This is a genomic window from Brevundimonas sp. (assembly GCF_035627055.1).
Lineage (GTDB): Bacteria > Pseudomonadota > Alphaproteobacteria > Caulobacterales > Caulobacteraceae > Brevundimonas.
Genome location: NZ_DASPMM010000024.1, coordinates 20,336 through 36,367 on the forward strand (window position 1 = coordinate 20,336; position 16,032 = coordinate 36,367).

Genomic DNA, 16,032 nt, shown 5'->3' on the forward strand with positions numbered 1-16,032 from the left:
CGCAAAGGACCAGGAGCCCATGGAAACCCGCGTCACCGAAATCGCCGACGGCATCTACCGCCTGTCGACCTTCGTCTCGGCGGTCGGTCCGCTCGGACTGAGCTTCAACCAATTCCTTGTGGTCGGCGACGAGCCGCTGCTGTTCCACACCGGCCCGCGCCGGATGTTCCCGCTGGTGCGCGAGGCGGCGGCGCGCGTCATCGATCCGGCGAGCCTGCGCTGGATCACCTTCGGGCATTTCGAGGCCGATGAATGCGGCGCGATGAACGAATGGCTGGCCGCGGCGCCCCGGGCCGAAGTCGCCCACGGCCAGGTCGGCTGCGACGTGTCCCTGAACGACGTGGCCGATCGCCCGGCGCGCGCTCTCGACGATGGCGAGGTCATCGACCTGGGCGGCGGCAAGCGCGTCCGCTACATCGACACTCCGCACACGCCGCACGGCTGGGACGCGGGCGTCCTCTACGAGGAGTCCACGGGGGCCCTGTTCTGCGGCGACCTGTTCACCCAGCAGGGCGAGGCGCCGCCGCTGGTGGAGCGGGACATCGTCGGACCGGCCATCGCGGCGGAGGACGTGTTCGGATACTCGGCCCTGAACCCCGGCATGGGCGCGACGATCCGCAGGCTGGCGAGGCTGGCCCCACGAACCCTCGCCCTGATGCACGGCCCGGCCTTCAGCGGGGACGGGGCGTCGGCCCTCCGCCAACTGGCCGATGACTATGACCGGCGGACGCGCGAGCGGCTGCGGGCGTTCGAGGTCGAGTTCGCCTGAGCCCGGCCCCCGCGCGCTCGCGGGCAGGCAGGACAGCGGAGGACGGATGACGCGTGGGTTCCGACCCGCTATCTCCCCTTTCATGTCCCGCTACGACCTCACCTCCCGCGCCGGCCGGTTCAAGGCGCACTGGGACTATGTGTGGAAGGACCACGCCTTCCTGCGGCGGTGGTTCATGAACGCCCACTGGCTGGGCCCCGATCTGGTGCGGACCAACCAGCCGTCGCCACGGCAGCTGGCGTACTGGAAGGATCGGGGAATCCGGACGGTCATCAACCTGCGCGGGGCGCGGGATGAGGCGTATTATGCGCTGGAGAAGGATGCCTGCGAACGGCTGGGCCTGACGCTGATCGACGCGCCGCTGGATTCGCGCGATCCGCCGCAGAAGGACCGCATCCACCGGGCCCGGGAGCTGTTCCGGACCATCGACTATCCGGTGCTGATCCACTGCAAGTCGGGGGCGGACCGGGCCGGGATGATGGCGGTGCTGTACCGGCATTTCCATCTCGGCGAGCCGATCTCGGAGGCGATCCGGCAGCTGGACAAGAAATACCTGCACCACCGCGAGGGCCTGACCGGGGTGCTGGATTACACGCTGGAGAAATACCTCAAGGAGGTGGAGCCGACCGGGGTCAGCTTCATCGACTGGATCGACAGCGACGCCTACGACCCGAAGGCGATCCGGGCCGAGTTCAAGGCGCAGTGGTGGGGCACGCTGGTCACCGAGAAGCTGCTCAGGCGGGAGTAGGCCTCAGGCCGGGGGACGCGGTTCGTGCGAGGCCGCCGAGGGGGCGTCGCCGTGGGTGAAGGTCTCGCGCGGGGTCGGCGTGGCCGCCGGGGTGATCGGATCGTTCCAGCCGGTGTCGCTTTCGCGCGGGCCGGCGGGCGGGCCTTCGGGCTTGCGGCGGGTGGCCCAGACGACGATGCCGACGCCCAGCACGATGATCGCCAGGACGATGAGGGCGGGGGTCAGCATGGGTCTCTCCCGGGACAGCGCGACGGCACAGGTGGAAAGCGCGTCAGGCCCGGCGGCGGTTCCCGATCAGTGCTCGTGGGCGTCGCCGCGGGGATCGATCAGCCGGTGCGCATGCAGGATGAAATAGCGCATGTGGGCGTTGTCGACGGTGGCCTGGGCCCGGGCCTTCCAGGCCTTGCGGGCCTCCTCGTAGTTCGGATAGGCGCCGACGAACTCGACCCTGGACAGGTCGCGGAACACCGGGGCGTCGAGGTGGCGCAGCTCTCCGCCGATGACGAGGTGGAGGAGTTGCGGGGCTTCGGCGTCGGCGGTCTGGGTCATGAGGCGTCCGTGGGCGTGAGGTGGCGCGGCGCGAGCGGAATAGGCGCTGTGCGGCGCACGATCAACGGGTGAAGGGCCGGGGCGCTGCACACCAGGCTGTTCTGGCGTGGATCGGACCGGTTGAAGCGCCAGGGGCCGCCGTGATGGTCGCTGACGCGGCCGCCGGCCTCCTCGACGATCAGGGCCCCGGCGCAGACGTCCCAGTCCCATTTGGGCGTCAGGGCGATGGCGGCGTCAAAGGCGCCGGCGGCGACCAGGGCCATGCGGTAGGCGATGGCGTTGCGCTTCTCGTAGCGCATGGCCGGCCACGGCTCGGGCCAGTGCGGCCCCTCCATCAGACGGGCGTCGGCCAGCACCGAGGCGTCGTCGAGATCGGCGGTGTCGGAGGCGGTGATCGGGCGGTCGTTGAGGAAGGCGCCGCCGCCGAGAACGGCGGTGAAGGTCTCGCCGAGGGCCGGGGCATGGATGACGGCGGCGACCGGGCGGCCCTCCTCGACCACGGCGATGGGGATGCACCACCACGGCTTGCCCTTCATATAGGCGACGGTTCCATCGATGGGATCGACCACGAAGATGCGGTGGGCGGACAGGCGGTCGGGCGTGTCGGCGGTTTCTTCGGACAGCCAGCCGTGGTCCGGTCGGTCGCCGAGGAGGGCGTCGCGCAGCAGGGCGTCGACCGCGATGTCCGCTGAGGTCACCGGCGAGCCGCCCGGCTTGGACCAGATCTTCAGCCCGGCCTCGCGCTCGGCCAGGGCCAGATCGCCGGCGGCGACGGCGGCGGCGCGGATCAGCTCGAGGTCGGCGGTGAGGTCTCGAACGGGGTCGCTCATTTGCCGGCGATGGCGACCGCGTCGAACATCAGGGACGGGCTGTTGTTGGCGCCGCGGAACTCGAGGTCCGAACCGCGCTGCATGCGGGCGTAGAGGTCGGTCAGCTTGCCGGCCACAGTGATCTCGCTGACGGGGTAGGCGAGGGCGCCGTTGTCGAACCAGAAGCCGGACACGCCGGCCGACCAGTCGCCGGTGTTCGCGTTCAGCGAGGGGCCGAACATGGAGGTCACCAGCAGCCCGGCGCCGGCGTCGGCCATGAGGCCGTCGAGGTCGCGCTCGCCCGGTTCGAGATGCAGGCTGTGGGTCGAGACCCCGGGCGGGCCGGCGAGGCCGCGCGAGGCGTGGCCGGTGGAGGCGAGGCCCAGCTGGGCGGCGGCGGCGCTGTTCAGCAGCCAGGTGGTCAGGACGCCGTCGTCAATGATTGATTGCCGCGTCACCGCCACCCCCTCGTCGTCGAAGGGGGTGGAGCCGAGGCCGCGCGGGCGGAACGGATCGTCGATCAGATTGACGCCCTTCGGCAGCACGGACTGGCCGAGCCGGTCCTTGAGGAAGGAGGTGCCGCGCGCGATCGACGGGCCGGAGACGGCGCCGATCAGGGGCGACAGGATCTGCATGGCCAGACGGTTCTCGAAAATCACCGGCGCGGTGGTCGAGGCGATCTTGCGCGGGCCGGTGCGGGCGACGGCGCGGCGGCCGGCCTCGGCGCCGATGTCTACGGGCGAGGGCAGGTCGGCCAGATGGCGCGCGGACCGATGCTCGCCGCCGCGCTCCATGGCGCCGTCCTTCTCGGCGATGACGCCGACGCCGAGCGAGAAGGCCGAGCCGTGATAGGCGCCGTCGAAGCCGTGCGAGGTGACCAGACGCCAGCGGCTGGAGGAGGCGGCGGCGTGGCCGCCCTCAGAGCGGGCGACGCCGGGCACGGCGAGCGCGGCGGCCTCGGTCTCCGCGGCGACGGCCTCCAGCTGGGCGGCGCTGCGGTTGGACGGGTCGAACAGATCGAGATCGGGGAAGGGGCCGCGGGCGAGGCGGTCCTGCGGGGCCAGGCCGGCGTAGGGGTCTTCGGGCGCCAGCCGGGCCATGGCCACGGCGCGTTCGACGAGCCGGGCGCGGGTGGCGTCCGACAGGTCGGAGGCGGAGACGGTGGCCTGGCGCCGGCCGATGAAGACGCGCAGGCCGAGATCGCGGCTCTCCTCGCGTTCGACATCCTCCAGCGCCCCGTTGCGGACGCCGACGGAGAGGGCGGCGCGCTCGGCGGACACGGCCTCGGCGGCGTCGGCGCCGGCCTTCAATGCGGCGGCGACCAGATCATTGAGGATGTCAGGGGAGGCGGCGGAGTCACGCGGGGAGGTCATGCCCCGATATGGCCGGGCCGCCGCACAGGCGCAACCGCCGTCAGGGCAGAAGCGGACAGACCACCAGCATGCCGGCGGCGACGATCAGGACGAGCAGCGTCAGCACCATGCCGATCATGCGGCTGGGGCCCGGGCCCCTGCCGTGGCTGAGACCGACGCCGTGGATCAGGCGGCCTGCAAGGAAGACCCCGCCCAGGACGTGGATCACCCAGGGCGCGCAGCCCACGAGCGCCAGCAGGATCAAGGCGCCGATGCCGACCGGGATGTATTCCGCCGCATTGCCAAACGCGCGGGTGGCGACGGTCATCTGCTGAACGCCGCCGTCGCCGAACAGCACCCTGTGCCTGCGGCGGTTGGCGACCACGCGAAAGGCGAGGCCGACCAGCAGCAGGATCAGCAGGCCGCTCCAGACTCCGGCGGCCTCGACGGCGGTCATGGTCAGGTCCATCAGGTCTCGCGTCCCACCGGATAGAGCCGGTAGCGGTCATCATAGAACGGGGTTCGCTCGTAGAACCACTGCAATCGTGCGTCGCCGTCGGCGGCGAACGCCGGATCGGCGGCGAGCCTGGCTTCGAACTCGGCCTTCAGGGCGGGGTCGGCGGCCAGCATCCGTTCGGCGAGCGGGGCGATGGCGTAGCCCTCGATGTATTCGACCCGGCTGAGCACCTCGGGGAACAGGCCCCACGCGAAGAAGCTCTCCGACGATTGCGGCTCCAGCAGCAGGACGACGACGTCGCCGAGCGGCTGGTCGGTGGAGACGCGGACGGAGCCGGGGGCGAAGGTCCAGTCACGGCGCTCGGGCGTGACGGAACTGACGGTGACGGGAACGTGGCCCTCGTTGGCTCGCGTGGCCAGCGTCGGGTCGTCGAGGCGCAGCATCTCGACGGAGACGGTGCGCGGGGCGTCGAGGGCCTCCATGACGACGCCGTGGGCGGCGAGCCGCTCGATGATGTCGGTGCGGTACGACGGCACCCAGTAGGCCTCGGGCCGGCGCAGGGTCAGGGTCGGGTGGGACGAGTAGAACGGGAGGTTCCAGACCTCGGAGTCCGCCTCGCCGAGCCAGCGGATTTCGCGGCGGCCCGAGGCGGGGCTGTCGTACATCTCGTAGCGGATGCCCTTGAACGCGCGGGTCGTGGAGGGCTGGTCGTCCTGCTCGAAATTGGCCGGGATCTCGGCCGGGCGCAGGGCGCTGTCGGCGGCGACGGCGGCGCGCAGATCGGCTCCGTTCGAGGCCAGGGTGCGCAGGGCCTGTTCGAGGAAGACGTAGGCGCCGAGCACGCGCTGCTCGTGCGGCTTCAGGCTGTGGTTCTCGATCAGGATGGTCGGGACGTGGGCGGCGGAGCCCCAGCCGTTGGAGAAGCGCTCGCCGAGGCCGCCGTCGGACAGGCCGGCCCTGGGGTCGTTGTCATCGACGCCGAAGACCAGCTCGCCGGGAATGTGGCCCTGCGCCTCCAGAGCCGCGTTGACGGCCGGCTTGAAGGCGGCGTCGAGCCAGGCGGCGGTGGCGGGCGAGCGGGAGTAGATACCGTTTTCGCCGTTGTATCCGTAGGTTACGTCGTACTGGTAATCCATGCCGTCGGTGACGTGGATGTCGACGTAGAGGTCCGGCCGGTATTTCAGGATCAGGCCGCGGACGGCCCGCATCTCGGGCTGGTCCAGCTTCAGGTAGTCGCGATTGAGGTTCTGGTTGGTCCCGGTGTTGCGCCAGCCCTGGATGCGGGGGCCGCGCTGGTTGGGGCGGCTGTAGGCGGAGGCGCGCTCGTGCCCGTCGACCGAGAGGATGGGAATGAGGATCAGGTTGGCGCGGTCGAGCAGGTCGTCCTTGCCGTAGAAGGCGATGTCGCGGAGCAGCATCATGCCCGCGTCCTTGCCGTCGATCTCGCCCGGATGGATCCCGGCCTGGGCGAGCAGAACGGGCTTGGACGGGTCGAAGGCCGCGCCGTCCTTCGAGGCGATGACGGCATAGATCGGCCGTCCCTCGGGCGAGACGCCGAACTGTTCGATGCGGATCAGGTCCGAGGCCGCGTCGAGGCGGTCGAACCAGGCCCGGGTGTCCGCGTAGGTCGGGCTGAAGTCGTGGTCGGCGTCGGCCTCGAAGGCCGTCACCCACGGGTCGGCGGCGTCGCGCAGGAGGGCGCGGCTGGCGCCGGTCCACTCCGGCGCGGGCGGCAGGAAGGGCTGGTCCCACGGGGCGGCGTTGGGGACGGAGGGGGACGCGGACTGGGACATGACGGGACTCGACACGAGGGCCGCGAGGGCGGCGAGGATCAGGGCGGAGCGCATGGAAGCGTCCTCGGCCATTCGCCGCGCGGTTTCAAGCCGCCAGCGCCGTCAGATCAGAAAGGCGGGCGCGACGTTGACCACGCAGTGGAGCGCCAGCAGGGCGGCGTTGACCTTGCGGTTGCGGACGAACAGCAGAGCGACGAGCAGGCCGAAGAACAGCGCCAGCAGGACGATCTCTGTCGGACCGGAGCCGTCCAGGCGGTCGCCGAGCACGACGCGGGAGGCGAGACCAAGGGCGTTGCTGAACAGGACGCCGCCGATCACCCAGCGCTTGTGACCGTCGTAATAGTCGTCCAGCGACGTCCATTCCGAGGCGTTGCGGGGAAAGACCATGGCCGCGGCGAGGAAATAGGCGAGGGCGATGACCAGGCCCGTGTAGATGCTGGCGTAGTTGATCTGGATGTCCTGCAGCCGGTTCCAGCCCGTCACCCAGTAGGTCGAGATATCGAGCAGGATCAGCAGGGCGAGGAGCGGCGTCAGCCAGCCGATCGGCACGACCTTGCGGCTTCGCAGCACGTCCGCGAGGCCTGAGGCGACCGAGGCCATGGCCAGACCCATGATCAGGCTGAAGAAGCCGAAGAAGAATTCGAACGCGGTCACCACGCCTCCCCCAACCTGTGTTCGATGAACACTAGGTGTGCGCCAGCCGCCCGTCACCTGCAATCGCCGACCGCCGGCGATGAGGCGCCTGCATTCGGGTGGTGGGGCGGACCGTCGGGGCGGCGTCGACGTCGAACAAGGCCGCGCGGCCGAACGGCCTGCGGCGTCTATCCGGACGACTGCCTTAGCCGCGCTTGGCTTCGAGGCGCTCGACGGTGCGCTGGGCTTCCTCGCGGCGGCGCGTCAGTTCGGTGATCTCGGCCTGCTGGGCCGGGGTGAGCCCGCCCTGAGCCTCGGCGGCGGCCTGGATGTCGGCGATCTGACCGTCGAGGTCCATCACCAGGTCCTGGGCGTCATACAGGCGGTTCTCTTCGGCCTGGCTGAGACGGGGCCGGGGCGGAGCCGAGCGACGCGGTGCGCCGCGTCCCGTCAGGACCTGCGCATCCGCCGCCACGGGAAGGGTGATGACCGGCATGGCCGTGGCCAAGGCGAGGGCGACAACGAGGGTGCGTTTCATGGGCGACTCCGGGAAGGACGCGAACCCCGATTGTAGATTACAGATTCGTCATCTGAAAAGCGCTTTTTGGACACATTCGGAAATGGAGCGCGAGGAGGCCCTCTTCGCTCCTGACGGGCGTTGATCGGGCCCGCCGCTACTTCCAGATCGGCGTTCCGTCACCGGGCAATCCGAGGCGGTCCCAGATTTCCGACACCCGCTCGACCACCGCCTCGTCCATGCGAATCTCCTCGCCCCATTCGCGCTTCGTCTCCGGCGGCCATTTGTCGGTGGCGTCGAGGCCGATCTTGGAGCCGAGGCCGCTCTCGGGGCTGGCGAAGTCGAGATAGTCGATCGGGGTGTTCTCGATCAGGGTGATGTCGCGCGCCGGGTCCATCTTGGTCGAGATGGCCCACATCACCTGTTTCCAGTCGCGGGCGTCGATGTCGTCATCCACGACGATGACCCATTTGGTGTACATGAACTGGCGCAGATAGCTCCAGACGCCGAGCATCACCCGCTTGGCGTGGCCGGGGTAGGCCTTCTTCATCGAGACCACGGCGATACGGTAGCTGCAGCCCTCGGGCGGCAGCCAGAAGTCGGTGATCTCGGGGAACTGGGCGCGCAGCAGGGGGATGAAGACCTCGTTCAGCGCCTCGCCCAGCACCGACGGCTCGTCCGGCGGACGGCCGGTAAAGGTGGTCAGATAGATGGGGTCGCGGCGCATGGTGATGGCCGTCACCTGGAAGACCGGGAAGGTCTCGACAGAATTGTAGTAGCCGGTGTGGTCGCCGTAGGGGCCCTCGGGCGCGTGCTCGTCGAGCAGGACGTGGCCTTCGACGACGATCTCGGCTTGGGCCGGGACCATCAGGGGGACGGTCTTGCACGGGACCAGCTCGGCCTTGGCGCCGCGCAGCAGGCCGGCGAACTGGTATTCGGACAGGGTGTCCGGCACCGGGGTGACGGCGGCGAGGATCGTCCCGGGATCGGCGCCGAGGACGACGGCGCAGGGCAGGGGCTCCGTCTTCCCCGCCTTCTTGTGGCGTGCGTAGTGCTGGGCGCCGCCGCGGTGCGCCAGCCAGCGCATGATGGCGCGGTCCTTGCCCAGCACCTGCATGCGGTAGATGCCGAGGTTGAAGTCGTCCTCGCGGTCGTCCGACGGCCCCTTGGTGACGACGAGGCCCCAGGTGATCAGCGGCGCCGGCTCCCCGGGCCAGCAGCCCTGCACCGGCAGGGAGGTCAGGTCGATGTCGTCGCCTTTGAGCACGACCTGCTGCACCGGGGCGGACTTCACCACCTTGGGCCGCATCGACATGACCGTCTGGGCCAGCGGCAGCATCTCCATGGCGTCGCCGAGGCCGCGCGGCGGCGTCGGGTTGCGCAGGAAGGCCAGCAGTTCGCCGACCTCGCGCAGTTCCCCGGCGGTGGTGCGGGCCTTCTTGTCGAGGGTGACGCCCATGGCCACGCGCTTGACCGTGCCGAACAGGTTGGCGAGGCAGGGGATGGGGCTGATCGAGCCGTCGGGCATGACGGGCTTCTCGAACAGCACCGCCGGGCCGCCGTTGCGCAGCAGCCGGGTCTGGATCTCGGTCATCTCGAGATGGGTGGAGACGGGCTCCGACACGCGCACCAGCTCGCCGGCGGATTCCAGCATGGCGATGAAGTCGCGCAGGGATTTGTAGGCCATCGATCGCTCCAGACTGACCGCTGGATTAGGCGGAGGAAGCGGCGCTGTCACCCGCCGAGGCGGTCAGTGCGCGGCTGTGTCCGAGGTCAGGGCCCAGATCGGCAGGCCGAGCACGCGCGTCGCGGCGGAGACCTGGGCGCTGGTCATGCGGGCGCGGCCGGCCTCGACGAGGCGCAGGTCGGCGGCGGTCATGCCGATGGCCTCGGCGAGGGTCTCGACATCGGTGGCGCGTTCGCTGCGCCAGCGCCTGAGCCGGGCGCCGAGGGCGACCTGTTCGGGATCGGAGTCAGGGAAGCCGTGGACGGTCACCACTCATTGTCCCACTGGAAGGCGGGATCGATCCAGTCGCCGAGGCGGCCGTCGGGCCGGGCGAGGGCGTGGATGCGGTCCATCTCCTCGCCCGAGAGCTGGAAGTCGAAGATGTCGAAATTTTCGGCGGCGCGGGATTCCTTCGCGGTGCGCGGGATGGCGATGACGTTCTGCTGGATCAGCCAGCGCAGGGTGATCTGGCCCGGGGTCTTGCCGTGGGCGCGCCCGATCTCGTTAAGCGTTGGGTCGGCGACGATCTTGCCCTGGGCCAGCGGCGACCAGGCGGTGATCGCGGATCCGAGCTCTTTCGCCGCCTGCAGCAGCTTCGTCAGCTTGAGGTAGGGGTGGTATTCGACTTGGTTGGTGACCAGCCGGGCCTTCGACAGCGACTGCGCCTCGCGGAACTCGGCGGACGGGAAGTTGGACAGGCCGATGCTGCGGGTCAGGCCGCGCGCCTGCGCCTCGTTCAGGGCGCCGAGGGTCTCGGCAAAGGATGGCGACGTCTTCGGCCAGTGCAGCAGCAGCAGGTCGGGGGTGAAGCCGAGGCTGGCGGCGGATTCCTCCCCCTGCTTCAGCAGGTCGTCGCGGTGGAAATGATCGACCCAGATTTTGGTGGTCAGCCAGAGGTCGTCGCGCGCGACGTGGCCGGCCTCGATGGCGTCGCGGATGCCGTCGCCGACGGCGGCCTCGTTGCGATAGATCCACGCCGTGTCGATGTGGCGGTAGCCGATGCGCAGGGCCTCGGCGACCATGCGCCGGGCGTCGTCGGGCTCGAGCATCCAGGTGCCGAAGCCGAGCAGGGGGATGCGGTTTCCGTCGACGGTGAGGGCGGGCTGGTCGGTCATGGCGGGCTCCGGACTGGCCCGCTTACCTAGGCGCGACGGTCGGCCGATCAACGGCGGCGATAGGTGAAATCGTAGCCGGGAGACCAGGTCGCGCCGCCGTCGGTGGAGGATTCGCCGCGCTGGCGGACCGAGCCGTCGCGTTCGGGCGAGACGGTCATGCGCTGCACCGCGCCGCCGCGCGCGGGCGCCTGCAGCACCATGGCCCCGTCGCGCACGCCGCCTTCGAACACGGTCACCGAGCCGCCGCTGTCCATGTAGAACTGGCGCCAGACGCCGCCGCGGGCGTCGAAGGCGCTGAAGCTGACGCCGTGATAGGTGGCTGGGACGCCGCCGGGACCGACGGTCTGGTGATAGTCCTCCTCGATGGCGCAGCCGCCGGCGGTGGAGGAGATGGTGCTGCGGGCGACGACCGTGTCGGTTCCGGTGGCGCTGACGTCCCAGTCGCCGACCCAGAAGTTGAAGGCGCTGTGGTCGGCGTCGGTGCAGTCGACGGGCGGCGGGGGCGAGGGGGCGGCGGCCGGTGCGGTCTGCAGCAGCGCCGCGAACAGGATGGCGTGGATCATGAGGTCCTCCCGGCGCGGAGGAGGAACCCGAGGGGCGGGGGCGTCAACTTAACGATCAGCAACGCTGCGGGCTGAACCTCTCTTGGAGCGGAGGCCGTCCTCGGCTAAAGGCGCGGCCTGTCCTTCGCCGAGCGCCTGACCATGACCGACCTTCCCGACCGCCTGTCCGTCGACCCCGACAGCCCGTTCCACGACGCCGACCTGCTGGCGCAGGGCGTCGGCGTCCGCTTCAAGGGCGAGGACAAGACCAATGTCGAGGAATACTGCGTCTCCGAGGGCTGGGTCCGCCTCGCCGTCGGCAACCGCGTCGACCGCCGCGGCAAGGCCCTGACGATCAAGCTGCAGGGCCCGGTGGAGCCCTATATCAAGGGCGAGTGAGCCTCACCGGATCGGGTCGAACTCGACCTGCTCCAGCGGGCTGTCGAGGATCAGCGAGCCGTCCGGGAGGAGCGTGGCGCGCATGACGCGGTCCATGAAGTCGCCGAACCGGTCCTCGAACGCGGTGGTGGTGCGCTCGCAGACGGCGCCGGTGTCCGGGGTCACCTCCAGCAGCGGGCCGTCCTGACGGTAGCGCCAGCCGGAGAAGACGCAGGCGTTCGCCTCGATACGTCCGTCGGTGATGGTGAGCTCGACCGGCCCCGCGCCGGCGGGCGGCGCCGCGCCGTGGAAGAACTGCAGCCGCCAGCGGCCGGTGATCGATTCTCGCGGCAGGGCCGGCGCGGCCTCGAAGGTCAGGTCGGCGCCGGGCCCGGTCAGCCGCAGGGTTCCGTTGCTCCGTTCGGCCTGCGTCACCGCTGAAAGCGTGCGGTCGAACTCCCGCTCCCAGTCGCTCAGCCCGCGGGCGCACATCGCACCGGGATTGGCCATGGTGACGACGAGGCGGTCCCCGCTCCGCTCGTAGCGTCTCCAGAAGGCGATGCACTGGGACCGCGCCCGGAAGGTGAAGTCCCCGACCGACATGGTGATGTGGTGGATCGAGTCACTGTCGTCGGGCGCGGGCGCCGGTCGCCCGTTCATGGCCGTCAGCTTCCACTCGCCGCGGATGTCGGCCGGAGCCGGCGCCTCGGCGGCGGGAGTCGCTGCAGGCCGGGGCGCTTCCGCCGGTGGAGCCGAAGGACTGCAGGCGGCGAGACACAGGGCGATCAGCAAGACACGCATGACCCACACAGCGAACGAGCAAGGCGGCGGTTTCATGTCGGGGGGGACCAGCGCTGCTTATGAGCCGGCGGCGAAAACTCCGGTCGAGGCCGCTTCTCCCCCGGGCGAGCGCGGTCTAGGTTCTGGCTCCTTTCGAGTCCCGGAGCCAACATGCGCCTGTCCGCCCGTCTTCTCGCCGCCACCTCCCTGGCGCTGACCCTCGCCGCCGCGCCCGCGATGGCGCAGGACGCCGCGACCATCCAGCGGGCCGAGACCATCCGCGACGCGGCGATGGAGCGGAACATCGCCATGGACTACGTCACCCAGCTGACCACCCGTTTCGGCGCGCGGCCGGCGGGATCGAAGTCCGAGCAGGACGCCTCGGCCTGGGCCGCTGACTACATGCGGGCGCAGGGCTTCCAGAACGTGCGTATAGAGGAGTTCCCGCTGGTCGGCTGGGAGCGGGGCGAGGAGAGCGTCGCCATCGTCGGGGCGCGGCCGCAGCGGCTGGTCGCGGCGGCGCTGGGCCATTCGCCGGGCACCAACGGGGTGATCGAGGCCGAGGTGGTGCGCTTTGAGACGCTGGAGGACCTGAACGCCGCGCCGGCCGGATCGCTGGCGGGCAAGATCGCCTATGTCGACGCGGGCCAGATGGTGCGGATGCAGAGCGGGGCCGGCTACGGACCGCTGACCCGCATCCGCGGCGCCGGACCGGGCGCAGCGGCGGCCAAGGGGGCCGTGGCCTTCATCATGCGCTCGGTCGGCTCGGACGAGCACCGCATGCCGCACACCGGGACGACCCGCTACATCGACGGCGTCGTGCCGGCGCCCGGCTTCGCCCTGGCGGCGCCCGACGCGGACCAGTTGTCGCGGCTGATCGGCATGGGCGAAAAGATCACCCTGCGCCTGTCCTCGACGGCCCACACCTATGAGACGACGTCGCAGAACGTCGTCGGCGAGATCACGGGGCGTTCGCGGCCGGACGAGGTGATCGTGCTGGGCTCGCACATGGACAGCTGGGACCTCGGCACCGGCGCGATCGACGACGGCGCCGGAGGGGCGATCACCCTGGCCGCGGCCAAGGCCATCGCCGAGAGCGGCCGGCGGCCGGCGCGGACTGTCCGCGTCGTACTGTACGGCTCTGAGGAGGTTGCGCAGCCCACCGACACCGGCAACGGCGGCGGGGCCTATCTGCGCGGCATCGGCGCGGCGGTCGAGAAGCACGTGATCGCCGGCGAGAGCGATTTCGGCGCCGACCGGGTCTATGCCCTGGGCCTGCCGCCGGGGGCGCAGAACAGCGACTTCGCACGCATCGCCAACCGGGTGCTGTATCCGATCGGCGTGCTGGCCTCGCCGGATCCGGAGCTGCACGGCGGGGCCGATATCGGGCCGCTGGCGGGAGCCGGGGTGCCGGTGTTCGGCCTCAATCAGGACGGCAGCCGCTATTTCGACCTGCACCACACGGCTGACGACACCCTGGACAAGATCGACCCGGAGCAGCTGAACCAGAACGTCGCCGCCTGGGCCGCGCTGGTCTGGCTGATCGCGGACTCGGACGTCGATTTCCGGGCCATGCGTCCGGCGGAAGCGGCGGCGCACTGACCTCATGCGAGCGTGGCGAAACTGGTAGACGCAAGGGACTTAAAATCCCTCGACTTCGGTCATGCGGGTTCGACCCCCGCCGCTCGCACCATCGCCGAACCGGGAGAGGCGCTGCGGCGTTGGCATGACATGCCGCAGACCCTCTTCGAACAACCGGCCGAGACGGTGGCCCGGACCCTGATTGGCGCCGAGCTGGAAGTCGACGGCGTCGGCGGGGTGATCGTCGAGACCGAAGCCTACGACGTGTTCGACCCGGCGTCGCACAGCTTCGTCGGGCCGACGGCGCGCAATGCCCCGATGTTCGGGCCGTCGGGGCGGGCCTATGTCTATCGCATCTACGGCCTGCACTGGTGTTTCAACGTGGTCTGCGATGCGGGCCAGCCGGGCAGCGCGGTGCTGGTCCGGGCCATCGAGCCGCGCACGGGCGTGGAGCGGATGCGCGAGCGGAGGGGGCCGATGCCGCTCCGGGCGCTGTGTTCCGGGCCGGGCAAGCTGTGCGAGGCGCTGGGCATCGACGGGACGCTGAACGGCCGGCCGCTGGACGAGGCGCCGTTCGCCCTGAGACTGCATGTGCAGCCGCCGGCGCTGGTGCAGGGCGTACGCATCGGCATCAGCAAGGGGGCGGAGACGCCGTGGCGGTTCGGCCTGGCGGGATCGCGCTTTCTGAGCCGGCCGTTCCCGGCCGTGGCGGTGACGGCATGAACCGGATGTCGGCGACGCCGATGGAGGCGCGGTCGGAGCGGGCGCTGCCGGCCGAAGATGGCTGGTGGTACGAGCCCAAATGGGACGGTTTCCGCTGCCTCGCCTTCAAGGCGGAGGGGCGGGTGGAACTGCTGGCCAAGTCGGGCAAGTCGCTGGCGCGGTTCTTCCCCGAGGTGGTCGAGCGGCTGATGCGGGTCGAGGCGGAGACGTTCGGGCTGGACGGCGAGTTGCTGGCCCAGGACGGGGACCGGTTCGCCTTTGAGGTGCTGCAGCAGCGGCTGCATCCGGCGGAGTCGCGGATACGCAAGCTGGCGGCCGAGACGCCGGCGACCTTCGCCCTGTTCGACATGCTGGTGAATGTGGACGGGGCGGACCTGCGAGGCCTGCCTCACCGGGAGCGGCATGGGCGGCTGGAGGCGTTCGTGGAACGGTTCGGCGGTCCGCGGCTGACGCTGTCGCCGGGGACGGACGATGCGGAACTGGCGCAGTCCTGGCTGAACGATGGCAAGCTGGAGGGCGTGGTCGCCAAGCGGCGCGACGGACCCTACCTCGAGGGCGAGCGGGCCATGGTGAAGGTCAAGCGGCTGCGCTCGGCGGACTGCGTGGTGGGCGGCTTCCGCTATGCCAGCGGGGGCGGGCGCGTGGGGTCCTTGCTGCTGGGCCTCTATGATGACGCGGGGCGGCTGAACCACGTCGGCTTCACCTCGGGCTTTGCGGGACTGGACAAGGACGCGCTGACCCGGCGGCTGGAGGCCCTGCGCGGCGGGCCGGGGTTCACCGGCCGGTCGCCCGGCGGGCCGAGCCGGTGGGCGACGGAGCGGTCGGGCGAATGGGAGCCGCTGCGTCATGAGCTGGTGGTGGAGGTCGGCTTCGATCACGTCTCGGACCAGCGTTTTCGGCACGGGACCAAGCTGCTGCGCTTCCGGCCGGACAAGGCGCCGGCGCAGTGCCGGATGGAGCAGCTGGAGGCGTGATGCCGACAGCGGCGGATCAGTTCGACCTGTTCGGGAAGGCGCGGGCCTCGCTGCCTGACGGACTGCGCTACGCGGAGGGGGTGATCCCTGCGGACAAGGCCGGGAGGCTGGTCGCGGCCTTTGCGGACCTCCCGTTCCAGGCCTTCGACTTCCACGGCTTCAAGGGCCACCGGCGGATCGTGTCCTACGGCGGGCGCTATGACTTCTCGGCCAGCCGGCTGGAGTCGGCCGAGCCCATCCCGGATTTCCTGCTGCCGGCGCGGGCGGCGGCGGCGGCGTTCGCGGGGCTGGAGCCGGAAGCGATCCATCACGCCATGGTCACCGAATATGCGCCGGGGGCCGGCATCGGCTGGCACCGCGACCGCCCGGAGTTCGACAAGGTGATCGGGCTGTCGTTCGGGTCGGAGGCGACGATGCGGTTCCGGCGCAGGGTCGCCGCGGGCTGGGAGCGGGCCTCGCTGCCGCTGGCCCCGGGCTCGGCCTATCTGCTGGACGGGGCGGCGCGGCAGGACTGGCAGCACAGCATCGCGCCGGGGGAGCGGCTGCGCTATTCGGTGACCTTCCGGACCCTGCGTTGAGGCCTCCG

At 70.6% G+C, this 16,032-nt stretch carries 20 protein-coding genes and 1 tRNA gene; 8 read left to right on the forward strand and 13 right to left on the reverse strand.

Annotated features, from left to right (window positions below; translation table 11 throughout):
- Nucleotides 1-19 precede the first annotated feature (19 nt).
- The gene (locus tag VEA98_RS13290) at nucleotides 20-769 is read left to right on the forward strand and encodes an MBL fold metallo-hydrolase (protein WP_324815311.1); all 750 of its coding nucleotides are present in this window, start codon (nucleotides 20-22) and stop codon (nucleotides 767-769) included.
- Nucleotides 770-851: 82 nt separating this feature from the next.
- Complete coding sequence (locus VEA98_RS13295; protein WP_324815314.1) at nucleotides 852-1,517, forward strand: fused DSP-PTPase phosphatase/NAD kinase-like protein; 666 nt, start codon at nucleotides 852-854, stop codon at nucleotides 1,515-1,517.
- Between the two features lie 3 nt (nucleotides 1,518-1,520).
- Here the strand turns inward: VEA98_RS13295 and VEA98_RS13300 are convergent, their stop codons facing one another.
- The 12 genes from VEA98_RS13300 to VEA98_RS13355 form a co-directional block, all read right to left on the reverse strand.
- Entirely contained in the window at nucleotides 1,521-1,745 is a 225-nt protein-coding gene (locus VEA98_RS13300) for a hypothetical protein (protein WP_324815316.1), read from the reverse strand.
- Between the two features lie 66 nt (nucleotides 1,746-1,811).
- Complete coding sequence (locus VEA98_RS13305; protein WP_324815319.1) at nucleotides 1,812-2,066, reverse strand: DUF4170 domain-containing protein; 255 nt, start codon at nucleotides 2,064-2,066, stop codon at nucleotides 1,812-1,814.
- Nucleotides 2,063-2,896, reverse strand: coding sequence for a 3'(2'),5'-bisphosphate nucleotidase CysQ (locus tag VEA98_RS13310; protein WP_324815322.1), 834 nt, complete (start codon nucleotides 2,894-2,896; stop codon nucleotides 2,063-2,065). The genes VEA98_RS13305 and VEA98_RS13310 overlap by 4 nt, the downstream gene beginning before the upstream one ends.
- The gene (locus VEA98_RS13315; protein WP_324815325.1) at nucleotides 2,893-4,248 is read right to left on the reverse strand and encodes a TldD/PmbA family protein; all 1,356 of its coding nucleotides are present in this window, start codon (nucleotides 4,246-4,248) and stop codon (nucleotides 2,893-2,895) included. Before VEA98_RS13315 ends, VEA98_RS13310 begins: the two co-directional genes overlap by 4 nt.
- Before the next feature lie 40 nt (nucleotides 4,249-4,288).
- The gene (locus tag VEA98_RS13320) at nucleotides 4,289-4,696 is read right to left on the reverse strand and encodes an MAPEG family protein (protein ID WP_324815328.1); all 408 of its coding nucleotides are present in this window, start codon (nucleotides 4,694-4,696) and stop codon (nucleotides 4,289-4,291) included.
- Nucleotides 4,696-6,531: a M14 family metallopeptidase gene (locus tag VEA98_RS13325; protein WP_324815330.1), complete on the reverse strand. Its 1,836-nt coding sequence runs from the start codon at nucleotides 6,529-6,531 to the stop codon at nucleotides 4,696-4,698. Before VEA98_RS13325 ends, VEA98_RS13320 begins: the two co-directional genes overlap by 1 nt.
- A 48-nt stretch (nucleotides 6,532-6,579) precedes the next feature.
- Complete coding sequence (locus VEA98_RS13330) at nucleotides 6,580-7,131, reverse strand: hypothetical protein (protein WP_324815333.1); 552 nt, start codon at nucleotides 7,129-7,131, stop codon at nucleotides 6,580-6,582.
- A gap of 184 nt (nucleotides 7,132-7,315) precedes the next feature.
- Nucleotides 7,316-7,648: a hypothetical protein gene (locus VEA98_RS13335; protein WP_324815336.1), complete on the reverse strand. Its 333-nt coding sequence runs from the start codon at nucleotides 7,646-7,648 to the stop codon at nucleotides 7,316-7,318.
- Nucleotides 7,649-7,784: 136 nt separating this feature from the next.
- Nucleotides 7,785-9,314, reverse strand: a complete 1,530-nt coding sequence (locus VEA98_RS13340; RefSeq protein WP_324815339.1) for a UbiD family decarboxylase — start codon at nucleotides 9,312-9,314, stop codon at nucleotides 7,785-7,787.
- 63 nt (nucleotides 9,315-9,377) lie between these two features.
- On the reverse strand, nucleotides 9,378-9,623 hold the full coding sequence (locus VEA98_RS13345; protein WP_324815344.1) for a helix-turn-helix transcriptional regulator: 246 nt from the start codon (nucleotides 9,621-9,623) through the stop codon (nucleotides 9,378-9,380).
- On the reverse strand, nucleotides 9,620-10,468 hold the full coding sequence (locus tag VEA98_RS13350; protein ID WP_324815347.1) for an aldo/keto reductase: 849 nt from the start codon (nucleotides 10,466-10,468) through the stop codon (nucleotides 9,620-9,622). Before VEA98_RS13350 ends, VEA98_RS13345 begins: the two co-directional genes overlap by 4 nt.
- Nucleotides 10,469-10,515: 47 nt before the next feature.
- The gene (locus VEA98_RS13355) at nucleotides 10,516-11,031 is read right to left on the reverse strand and encodes a hypothetical protein (protein WP_324815350.1); all 516 of its coding nucleotides are present in this window, start codon (nucleotides 11,029-11,031) and stop codon (nucleotides 10,516-10,518) included.
- A 141-nt stretch (nucleotides 11,032-11,172) separates the two neighbouring features.
- Between VEA98_RS13355 and VEA98_RS13360 the strand changes: the two genes are divergently transcribed.
- A complete protein-coding gene (locus VEA98_RS13360) occupies nucleotides 11,173-11,409 on the forward strand; it encodes a DUF3297 family protein (protein WP_324815353.1) in 237 nt (78 codons plus the stop codon).
- A 3-nt stretch (nucleotides 11,410-11,412) separates the two neighbouring features.
- Here VEA98_RS13360 and VEA98_RS13365 read toward each other — a convergent pair whose 3' ends face one another.
- On the reverse strand, nucleotides 11,413-12,189 hold the full coding sequence (locus VEA98_RS13365; RefSeq protein ID WP_324815355.1) for an META domain-containing protein: 777 nt from the start codon (nucleotides 12,187-12,189) through the stop codon (nucleotides 11,413-11,415).
- 150 nt (nucleotides 12,190-12,339) lie between these two features.
- On the opposite strand from VEA98_RS13365, the gene VEA98_RS13370 reads away from it, so the two are divergent.
- From VEA98_RS13370 to VEA98_RS13390, 5 genes are all read left to right on the forward strand, one after another.
- Nucleotides 12,340-13,770, forward strand: a complete 1,431-nt coding sequence (locus VEA98_RS13370) for a M20/M25/M40 family metallo-hydrolase (RefSeq protein ID WP_324815358.1) — start codon at nucleotides 12,340-12,342, stop codon at nucleotides 13,768-13,770.
- Between the two features lie 6 nt (nucleotides 13,771-13,776).
- Nucleotides 13,777-13,861: transfer RNA gene (locus VEA98_RS13375), tRNA-Leu, on the forward strand.
- Nucleotides 13,862-13,899: 38 nt separating this feature from the next.
- The gene (locus VEA98_RS13380) at nucleotides 13,900-14,472 is read left to right on the forward strand and encodes a DNA-3-methyladenine glycosylase (protein WP_324815361.1); all 573 of its coding nucleotides are present in this window, start codon (nucleotides 13,900-13,902) and stop codon (nucleotides 14,470-14,472) included.
- Nucleotides 14,469-15,446, forward strand: a complete 978-nt coding sequence (locus VEA98_RS13385) for an ATP-dependent DNA ligase (RefSeq protein ID WP_324815364.1) — start codon at nucleotides 14,469-14,471, stop codon at nucleotides 15,444-15,446. The genes VEA98_RS13380 and VEA98_RS13385 overlap by 4 nt, the downstream gene beginning before the upstream one ends.
- Complete coding sequence (locus VEA98_RS13390; protein ID WP_324815367.1) at nucleotides 15,446-16,024, forward strand: alpha-ketoglutarate-dependent dioxygenase AlkB; 579 nt, start codon at nucleotides 15,446-15,448, stop codon at nucleotides 16,022-16,024. Before VEA98_RS13385 ends, VEA98_RS13390 begins: the two co-directional genes overlap by 1 nt.
- Nucleotides 16,025-16,032: the final 8 nt, after the last annotated feature.